Below are 8,901 nucleotides of genomic sequence, written 5' to 3'. Positions count from 1 at the left end.
CAATGAAGAAACCGCGGAACTGCTCGGCCTGCGTCCCGAAACAGTGCGGACGCGGCTCCATCGCGCTCGCCGTCTCGTTCGCAAAAAGCTGGACGAACAGATTGGTCCCGTGCTGCTGAATGCATTTCCCTTTGAGGGCCGACGCTGCGAGCGACTAACCGCGACCGTTATGGATCGTCTCCAACTTCCAACCTAGCTGCGTGAAGGAAGACGCCCTTTTTCTGCGTCTGACCTTTCGGGTGTCGGCAGAAGTTCAGTGGTTGATAGGTCGGCACGCTGGATGACGGGAACCTTTTGCCCGTTCGATCATCCAATAGTGTGGGCCCAGATTCGGTGACACGTCGCCGAACCGATGCGCCGACTGGAAAATCATGTTCGGGAGGACAGGGCAGTGTCTGCACGGTTCAATCGAATTGGCGTCTCCATGGTCTTTCTACTGTCTGCGGCTCTCATACCAGCCGCCGCTCAAATGCGTTCGAAGGAACCGAGCGGCGGGAACGAATACGATGCCGCTGCCGCCGAGCAGGCCGAGCAATATCTGGAGGAAGGCCGCGAGACGTTCCGGTTCGACACGTTTGGCAGCGAGGACTTTTGGGGAGCCAGGATGAAGCTCCACGAGGCCATCGCTGGCGAGAAACTTGGCGGCAAGGGGCCGGGTCTCAGCCCGAAGACAGCTCTCGAGCTTGGGCTGAAGGTCGACATCAACAAGATTCCCGAGGCTGTCGCCAAGGCGCTCAACAAGGGTGAGGTCGACCTCACCGATCCGGCCAGCACGCTTGTCCTTCTCAAGGCCAACGCAGTCGTCGGCGTGACCGGTTTCTTTAGCGCGGACGGCAAGGCGCTGGCCTCGGTCGGCATTCAGTGCGCCCTGTGCCATTCGACCGTCGATGACGCCTACGCGCCCGGGATCGGTCACCGGCTGGACGGCTGGCCCAACCGCGACCTCAACATCGGGGCGATCGTTGTGCTGGCGCCTGACCTGACTGCCTTTACCGAGATGCTGCAAATCTCCGAGACCGAGGTTAAGAAGGCGCTCGAAGCATGGGGGCCAGGCAAATTCGATGCCCAACTGAACCTCGACGGAAAGGCATTCCGGCCCGATGGCAAGACATCGGCCACGCTCAATCCCCCCGCCTTCGGATTGGCCGGGGTGAACAACCATACCTGGACTGGTTCCTGGGGCACCGTCAGCTATTGGAACGCCTATGTCGGCAATCTCGAAATGCACGGCAAGGGCGTGTTCTACGATCCACGTCTTGATGATGCCGAGAAGTATCCGGTCGCGGCCAGAACGAAACAGGGCCACAAACACGACAAGGAGGATCGGATCACGGCCAAGCTGCCGGCGCTTCATTTCTATCAACTCTCGCTGCCGACGCCCAAGTCGCCCGAGGGTTCCTTCGATCGCGCCGCCGCCAAAAGAGGAGAGGCACTTTTCAACGACAAGGCAAAATGCGCCACATGCCACGTGCCACCGATTTTTACGGAACCTGGGTGGAACCTGCATACGGCCGATGAGATCGGCATCGATAACTTCCAGGCAATGCGCTCGCCGGACGAGCGCTACCGGACCGCGCCGCTACGGGCGCTATGGGACATGGATAAAATCCACAAGGGCGGGTTCTACCACGACGGCCGGTTCGCCACGCTCGGCGACGTCGTCAAGCACTACGATAGTCATCTCCGGCTTGATCTCACCGAACAGGAGAAGAGCAACCTCATCGAATACCTTAAGTCAATTTGACCGGCATCCGACGCCACCGCACTTCAGTGGGTGGCGATAGGGAGGAAAGTTCATGAACGAAGATCGTTGCGACATGAACCGCAGAGCGACACAAGATGGCGGAACGTTCTCCAGGCGCACGTTTCTTCGAGTGTCCATAACCGGCGCTGCGATTGTCGGTGGGAGCGGGCTTGCTGCTTGCATGTCGGGTCAACCAGCTGCGCGCGGCGCTGGAACAACACTAAAGTCTGTGGCACGGTACCAGTCTTCGCCAAATCAAGGTCGTCGCTGCGGGGGATGCAGCCATTTCCTCAGGCCAAACGCATGCGAGATCGTTGCGGGTGAAATCAGCCCGGACGGCTGGTGCCGCTTCTATGAGCCGCGGCCAACTTGACCGGCCGGTTCATTGCCCGTCCTTTTTTGGACCGCAGGCTGCGGCAGGCTTGTTGATAAGGGCGTCATGGCGGTTGCGATCAGTGCGCCGCCAAGCAGAGATCCACTGAACCTTCCTCTGTTTCCGGCGTTAATTCAATTGGGTCGTCGAACCGCGTTCCGAGGGTCTCATGGCACGCTCCACAGTCATTGCAATCGGCGCGTCAGCGGGCGGAGTCGCAGCCCTGTGTAGGATCGCGGCCGCTGTGCCAGATACGCTCAAGACCCCCATTCTCGTCGTATTACATATCGGCACTCATCGAAGTGAGCTGCCTAAGCTTTTGAATGCAGCCGGACCCTTACCCGCAAAACATGCCGAGGACGGCGAAATGATTAAGCCTGGCCATATTTATGTTGCGCCGCCCGACCGCCACATGACCGTGACGCGAGGCAGTCTGCGGTTGCTACGGACCCCGAAGGTGAACTGGGCGCGGCCGGCAATCGATCCGCTGTTCCGCAGCGTGGCGGAAGGCTACGGTCCCAGTGCCATCGGAGTGATCCTGACCGGCAATCTGAATGACGGTTCGCTCGGCCTCGGCGAGATAAAGCGTTGTGGCGGAATCGCGATTGCGCAGGATCCGGACGACGCCGCCTACCCGGAAATGCCGGCCAGCGCAGCCGCACATGTCGCGCTCGACTATCGCGTGCCAATTGCAGAGATGTCGAATTTGCTCATTCGACTGGTCAGTGGAGATGATGGAAAGGAACTGGTCATGCCGATCACGCTTTCTCAACCGAATGCCGAGCCAGATCCTCAAATTATCGACGGCCAGCCCTTCGAACGTCCAATCGCGGTAACTTGCCCGGAATGCGGCGGCGCACTCCACGCATCCGGAGACGGAGAGATCATCAAGTTCGGCTGCCACATCGGCCATAGTTACACCGCAGAGATCATGGCCACGGCACAGTTTGATGAAATGGAACGGACGATGCGCGCGGCCGTCAGATTTCTCAACGAACGGGCCGAATTCTGTCTCCAGATGGCTGAGCACGCCCGCCTAACGCAACCAGACGCCTCTGCGGCTTGGCAGGCTGCCAGCAAACAGGCACTTGATCGCGCCTACAAGCTACGCGACCTTGTCGAGCAGGATTGGATCACGCCAGAAACGTTCGCTGTGGACCAAGCAACCCGTCAAGTCAGGGCTTGATCGGCCTGAGTTGCGCAGCGATAGCTTGCCTCAGTTCCTGCGGTCCATATGGCTTTCGCAAGACCACTTCGTTGCGATAGCCGTCGACGAGACCTTCGGCGCCGTATCCGGTTGAGAAGACAAAGGGGATATTTCTGTTACGCAGTATGTCGGCCACAGGAAAAGATTGCGCGCCAGCGACATTGATATCGAGCACGGCAAAATCGATCTGCTCTTCGCGCGCGAGTTCGATCGCATCTCGCAAATGGTTAGCAGGTCCAACTACCTCAAACCCCATCTCCGTCAGCAAATCCTCAAGGTCCATTGCGACTAGGAACTCATCCTCTACGACTAGAATCCGCCTCGCGTTTGCCTGTCTCACCTTGTCCCCCGAGCACATCTTGCCCGACCGGCATGGGTGCATTGATTGTGCAGACAAGACCGGAGGGTTCGTATTGAACGCGCACCTCGCCGTCGAGTTCCGACGCCAGAGCCCGTTCGATCAGGCGTGATCCGAAGCCTTTTCGCTCTGGGGGAATAACTTCCGGGCCGCCGCTTTCCTCCCAGCGCAGGACCAAACGGCGATCCTCCCCTTCTTCATCGATGCTCCAAACGACACCAACGTGCCCGCTCTCCGCGGACAGAGCACCGTATTTGGCAGCGTTTGTGCTGAGTTCGTGCAGCGCCATCGACATCGCCAGCGCGGCGGTCGGCGAAAGTTGCACATTCGGTCCGTCGACGTCGAAGCGGTTTTCACCGCCCGCATGCGGTTTGATCGTGTCGGAGACAATCTCTCGAAGGCTCGCGCCCACCCAGCTTTCACGCGTCAGCACGTCGTGCGCATTCGCCAGATTGATCAACCGCGCTCCGAATGCGGCACGTGCCTCTTCCATCGTCGATGCGCGGCCAAGTGTCTGCGACGCGATGGACTGGACGACCGCCAACGTATTCTTGACGCGATGATTGAGCTCGTCGATGAGGATTTTGCGGTGTTCGTCCGCGCGCCGCCGTTCGGTCATGTCGCGCGCGATCGTGGATGCGCCGATGACCCTGCCTTCGCCGTTCCGAAGTGGCGAAATGGTCAACGAGACCCAAACGGGAATTCCATCCTTGCATAGCCGGATCGTCTCATAATGTTCGATGTGTTCGCCCTGGCGAATGCGATTGAGAATCCCTGCTTCCTCGTCATGTCGGTCTTGCGGGACCAGCGTCATGATGGATTTGCCGACGATCTCCTCCGCAGTGTAGCCGAACAGGCGCTCGGCTCCGTTGTTCCAGCTGGTGACTGTTCCTCTGAGGTCTTTGCTCAGAATCGCGTCGTCGGAGGTTTCCACGATTGCGGCCAGCCGTTCCGCCAGCGCCTCCGCTCGTTTGCGCTCCGTGATGTCCACCAGCATGTTCACCGCCCCGATAAGAGAGCCTAAGGCGTCGAAGCGCGGTGTTGGATAGACGAGCAAAGGCACGAGATCGCCGTCCGGCCGCTCGACCACTGCCTCGGCCCCCCGTATCGGCCGTTTCTCCTTCAGAGCGATGGCCATCGGGCACTCGTCGTGCCGCATTAGCGTGCCGTCCGGTTTTCGCATACGCCATGACCCGCAGAATTGCTCTTTCCCGAGCACCGGCTCGCGGCCCCAGATTTCGACGGCTGCCGGATTGTAGGAGGTGATCATCCCGGCAGCGTCGGTCGTGTAGACTGCGCCTGGAAGGGCCTCTATCAAGTCTTTCAGGCTTTGCTCGCTGTGGCGGATTGCACTCTCGCTCTTCCTGCGCTCGGTGATGTCCTCGATGGAGAGCAGAACCATATCGTCGCGGCCGCCGTTGCGCGACAGCTTGTTGGCGTTGAGCAGCATGCAACGCCGACCTATGTCACGAAATTCATGCTCGACTTCGAAATCAACGACCGCTTGGTTCTTGGACAAAACTTCTTCGATAAGCGCCCGCAGGGCGGGAATGTCCCATTGGCCGTTGCCTAGCTCGTAGACGAGTCGGCCAGCGGTTTCCTGCTGGCGAACCTGAAACTGATCGTAGAAGGCTAGATTTGCCGACTGGACGCGTAGCTCCCCATCCAGAACGAGTAGCGGTTGGCGTGTGGTTTTCACCACGGCTTCTGCATAGACGCGCGCTTCGTTGACCGTGTCGGCAGCCTGTTTGCGGTCAGTGATATCGCTGAAGGTGACGACCACGCCTGCGATATGGTTGTCGCGCGTGCGATAGGGAAGCATGCGGCGCAAGAACCACCGGCCGGTATCGCTCGGAACCTCGACCTCAATTGTGGTTAGCTTCTTCAGCACGGTTTCGGCATCTGTCAACAAATTCTCATCGGAGAACTTCCGGGCGAAATGGATGATCGGGCGGCCGACGTCCGAAGATACCAGGTCGAAAAGTTCCTTTGTCGCTGGCGCGAACCATTTGATACGCAACTTGTCGTCAAGAAACAGCGTAGCCGTCTCCGACCCAGCCAGGAGATTGTTCAGATCATTGGTGGCGCGTTCCAGTTCGCCGATCTTGTGCTGAAGCTGGTTGTTGACCGTGTTGAGCTCCTCGTTGAACGATTGGAGCTCCTCTTTTGACGTTTCGAGCTCCTCATTGGTCGACTGAAGCTCCTCGTTCATTGAAGTGGCTTCCTCATTCGAAGCTTTCAACTCTTCATTGGCCGTCTCCAGATGTTCGATGGTGTGACGCAATTCTGCGCGGGTCGTCGTCAACTCTTGCTGAAGGGCGCGCTCGCTCGACGTAGCCTCCCCGGCATCCTCACGAATGGCCGCTGGACCGGCCTCGGCAGTCGGGGAATCCGGCAAAAAACTTACAAGCAGATGGCCACCGCTCTGCGGGGAGGCCGGCAAAGGAGTAACCGTTATATCGACGGAACGGCTCGAACCGCCCTGCCGGATGCGGGCCTTGACAGTCACGCTGTTCCTTCCCTCCGATGCCTGACGCATGGCAGCCCGCAGTTTATTGGCGAGCCCTTCACGTGCCATGATTAGGAGATCCCTGGTCGGCTCTCCCGATGGCTGCTCAAGGTAGTCCCTGGTCGTTCCGTGGAAATAGAGGACACGGCCCCTCTGGTCGGTCAGCACGGATGCGGGTGCATAGCGCTCCAGCAGCGCCCGCCGCGCCAACTCGGTCGCCGAAGTGGTCGCCAGCTCTGCTTGCGGCGGCAGCTCATCTTGCATGCCCGGTTCCGTTACGCTGCGGGGTGGCGGATAGTCTATGAGGTCATGCCGTGTAGGACCGACGCGCCGATATATCCGCCATTTTTTTGAGACCGTTTCGAACAAATCGTCGTGCCGCCCGATTGTTTCAGCGTTGCCGAGAAACAGATGTCCGCCTTGCCGCAGCGCGAAATGGCAAAGCGCGATGATCTTCTGCTGCGCCTCGGGTTCGAGATAGATCAGAAAATTGCGGCACGAGACAAGGTCCAGCCGTGAGAAGGGCGGATCACGCAACAGGTTCTGCGCCGCGAACATGACCATGTCGCGCAGTTCCTTCGTCACTTGGAAAGAGCCGTCGACCTTTTCGAAGAAGCGCCGGAGGCGCTCCGGCGGCTGGCCGGACAGAGCCGCGGCCGGATATATGCCGTCCCGCGCCTTGCGCAGATTATCCTCTTGAGCATCGGTTGCGAACACTTTCAGGTCGAACTGCTTGCCGACCGCCTCGGCCTGCTCCGTCACCAGCATGGCGATCGAATAAGCCTCCTCGCCCGTCGCGCAGGCGGGAACCCAGATACGCAGCGGAGTGCGGTTCTGACGCTCGGTGACCAGCGGCGCAATCACTAGTTCCGAAAGGATCCGCCAAGCCTCGGCATCACGAAAAAAACCGGTGATGCTGATCATCAAATCCGTGACAAGGGTCGTGACTTCCGCATGGTTGCCGCGCAATTCGTCCATATACTGGCCGAGCGTCGCGATGTTGCGCAGACCCATGCGGCGGTGGATGCGTCGTTGCTGAGTGCTGCGCTTGTAGCTGTTGAAATCATGTCCGGCCTGCGCACGTAAAAAGTCGAGAACCTGTTCAACCGTCGCCTCACCGCTCGGTGGAGCGCCCTCAACCTCGACATCGACGGAGGCGGAAGCGTAGCCGTGGCCGATGTAGGCAAGCAGCGCGTCCGCCATTTCTTCCGGTGCCAGGATATGATCAGCCATGCCCGCGTCGATGGCGCTTTTCGGCATTCCGTCAAATTTCGCAGTTTCGGGGGACTGCACCAGGCTCATACCACCTTCTGCCCGGATGTCCTTCAGCCCCTCGGTGCCGTTGCTGCCCGTGCCAGAGAGCACGATCGCGATCGCTCGTTCGCGATGCTCGACGGCAATCGAGCCGAATAGCGAGTCGACCGGATGCCGCTGGCCTCGGCGCACCGAAGGTTTGGAAACATGCAGCTCGCCATCGCGGACCTTCAGTTCGGTATCGGGCGCGATGACATAGACGTGATCGGGGGCGATCCTCATTCCGTCCTTGACTTGAGCGACGGGCATCTTCGTGCGACCGCTCAGAATACGCGCCATCTCGCTTTCGCGGGTCGGATCGAGATGAAGTACGACGACGAAAGCGCAGCCGCTGTCAGTTGGCATGGAATCGAAGAAGGTGCCCAGAGCCTCAATGCCGCCCGCCGATGCCCCGATGCCGACGAGCGTTATCGGCGATGTTGCCACTGCCCGGTCCTTGGAAATCGTGGAAACGATCTGGTCCCGGTGTTCCCTTGTGCCCACCTGCCGCCCTGCCGCCTGTGACTTTACGTTTTTCCGAGGCGCGGTTTTTGATTTTCCGAAACGTTTGGCTGTTCGCGATGGTTCGTCGGCCATTGGTCCTGCCCACCCGGCGCGGCACCCGTCAAGAGTGCCCATTCCTTCGTTCTCTGCCCATGACACGGCATGCGAGGGGCCTCAGCGAAACTTCGCATACCCCCCCTCTTTCGGCAATTAACTTCTGCACGGTCAGAGCGAGGGCACGCACCCAGACTCCAGAAACCCGTCTGCTCATCTTAATCGGAGATCGAAAGCGAGATGGCGTACGGTAGCTAGGTTTCGAATCTCGACATCCATTATTGGCCGGCGAAATGGGGCTAAAGCTGAAAGCACGGGTTCAGCAGGCCGTGGTCGCCCCGAAACGCTCCCTTCTGCTTTGTATAAGGAGCGATGCTGTCATGCAAAAAACATGCAGGCGAGCACCGCCAGCGCAATAGACGCAGCGATCCACAGAGCCGGCTCCCATGGCTTCATCGGCCGGCCGCCGTAGTCCGGTGATTTTTCGCAGCCCGTCATAGGTTTCCCTCAACCATTGCGTGCCCGATAAGGCGACTTGGCAATGCAGCCAGGTAGACAATAGCCGAAGGTGCAATTTCTACAACGTCACCACATCACTTGAGGCCTTGCGTACCTCACCCGCGCTTTTCGCGACCTCGCCCGCTGGAATGAGCCGTCGATCGATATCTATCCGAACACGCTTGGGCCGGGGATCCGCGTTTCTGCCGACCGCGAGCGAACTGACGGTGTTGAAATGGGAGATTCCTTCGCCGCCAGAGCGCATCAAGGCAAGGCCGGCTACGGCACGCCTTGGAGCGAGGCTAAGGCGCTGCAACGTCCCTCCCCGACGATCAGCTTGTCATTGTCGAGAAACCCTCAA

At 59.5% G+C, this 8,901-nt stretch carries 5 protein-coding genes; 3 read left to right on the top strand and 2 right to left on the bottom strand.

Going from position 1 to position 8,901, the window contains the following annotated elements:
* From F3H98_RS26535 to F3H98_RS26525, 3 genes are all read left to right on the top strand, one after another.
* The coding region (locus tag F3H98_RS26535; RefSeq protein WP_280178027.1) for a sigma factor-like helix-turn-helix DNA-binding protein at positions 1–196 on the top strand (196 nt) is incomplete at its 5' end.
* Between the two features lie 273 nt (positions 197–469).
* Positions 470–1,744: a hypothetical protein gene (locus F3H98_RS26530; RefSeq protein WP_244621918.1), complete on the top strand. Its 1,275-nt coding sequence runs from the start codon at positions 470–472 to the stop codon at positions 1,742–1,744.
* A gap of 542 nt (positions 1,745–2,286) precedes the next feature.
* Positions 2,287–3,303 (top strand): chemotaxis protein CheB, encoded by a 1,017-nt coding sequence (locus F3H98_RS26525; protein ID WP_149763405.1) that lies wholly within the window; start codon positions 2,287–2,289, stop codon positions 3,301–3,303.
* Here the strand turns inward: F3H98_RS26525 and F3H98_RS26520 are convergent.
* Together F3H98_RS26520 and F3H98_RS26515 are read right to left on the bottom strand one after the other, a co-directional pair.
* Positions 3,293–3,607 carry a response regulator gene (locus F3H98_RS26520; protein ID WP_244621917.1) on the bottom strand — a complete coding sequence of 105 codons (315 nt, stop codon included), beginning with the start codon at positions 3,605–3,607 and terminating at the stop codon, positions 3,293–3,295. The genes F3H98_RS26525 and F3H98_RS26520 overlap by 11 nt on opposite strands.
* A gap of 13 nt (positions 3,608–3,620) precedes the next feature.
* Entirely contained in the window at positions 3,621–8,081 is a 4,461-nt protein-coding gene (locus F3H98_RS26515) for a PAS domain S-box protein (RefSeq protein ID WP_188130581.1), read from the bottom strand.
* Positions 8,082–8,901: the final 820 nt, after the last annotated feature.

The organism is Neomesorhizobium albiziae (genome assembly GCF_900114255.1).
Lineage (GTDB): Bacteria > Pseudomonadota > Alphaproteobacteria > Rhizobiales > Rhizobiaceae > Neomesorhizobium > Neomesorhizobium albiziae.
The sequence above is the reverse complement of the archived record's forward strand: the minus strand, read 5'-3'. Positions and strand labels throughout refer to the sequence as shown.